Origin of the sequence: Micromonospora sp. NPDC005806, assembly GCF_042871425.1 — a bacterium.
Taxonomy (GTDB): domain Bacteria; phylum Actinomycetota; class Actinomycetes; order Mycobacteriales; family Micromonosporaceae; genus Micromonospora.
In genome coordinates, this window is sequence record NZ_JBIAIL010000113.1 from 1 (window position 1) to 1,097 (window position 1,097).

The 1,097-nt window shown below is 68.5% G+C and carries 1 protein-coding gene; it reads left to right on the plus strand.

Annotated elements, in window-relative coordinates; translation table 11 throughout:
- Positions 1 to 14: 14 nt before the first annotated feature.
- A partial coding sequence (locus ACFYOS_RS36465) for a low temperature requirement protein A (protein ID WP_387151940.1) occupies positions 15 to 1,097 on the plus strand: 1,083 nt, incomplete at its 3' end.

The window sequence follows — 1,097 nt, forward strand, 5'->3', positions numbered from 1 at the left end:
GCGACCATGGGCGGATGGGGCGACCATCGGAGCCGGCGCAGACCGGGGGCATCATGCGCGGCGAGGAGGACGCCCAGCAGGCCAGCTTCCTGGAGCTGTTCTTCGACCTGGTGCTGGTCTTCGCCCTGGTCGGGGTCGTCAGCCGGATCGTGCCGGACCTGCTCTCCGACAACGTGCGCCTGCGCTGGCTGTCGCTGCTGTACACGATCGTTCTTGCCCTGCCGTTGCTGTGGCTGTGGACCACCACCGCGTACCTCACCAGCCGGTTCGACTACCGCAACCGCTGGATTCAGCTGCTGGTCCTGGTCAGCGCGTTCGGCCTGCTGATCATGGCGACGTCCCTGTACCAGTTCGAGCAACGCGGCGCCTACTTCGCCATCGTGTACGTGGTGCTGCACATCGGACGCCCCGTGGTGCTCCGGCCGTTGTTACGGGAGCACGAGAACGTACGGGCGCTCTACACCCGCCTGGCCATCTGGGCCGGCGTCTCCGGCGTCATCTGGCTCGCCGGGGCGGCGATGCGCGGGAACTACCGGCTGGCCCTGTGGTTGATCGCCGTCACCGTGGACCTGGTCGTGGCGCGGGTCAGATGGCCGGTACCCGGCATGGGCCGACCACCGACCAGCGCGTGGGCGATGTCCAGCAGCCGATACCTCCCCGAGCGCTACCAGCAACTGTTGTTGATCGCGCTCGGCGAGACGGTGCTGTCCATCGGCCTCACCTACGCCACCCACCCCGCCACGCTCGCCGCAAAGGCGGCCCTGGTGGTCACATTCGTGACGTCCGTTCTGATGTGGCGGATCTACTTCTATCGCGCTGGCCAGGTGCTGGCCGAGGCCGTCGAGATGGCGTCGAACCGGGCAGCTGCCGGTGGGATCGTCGGCGTGGCCCATTTGCTCATGGTGCTCGGCATCACCTTGGCCGCGGCTGGCTCGGAAATCGTGTTGGCGAATCCCCAGGGGCCCTCCGTGCCGGCCTGGCTCGCGGTCATCCTCGGCGGGCCGGCGCTCTTCCTGTTCGGCCGCAGTCGGCTGGAACGGGTCGTCTTCAACCGGCTCGCCGTGCGCCGCCTCGTCGGCATCGCCGCTCTGGTCCTG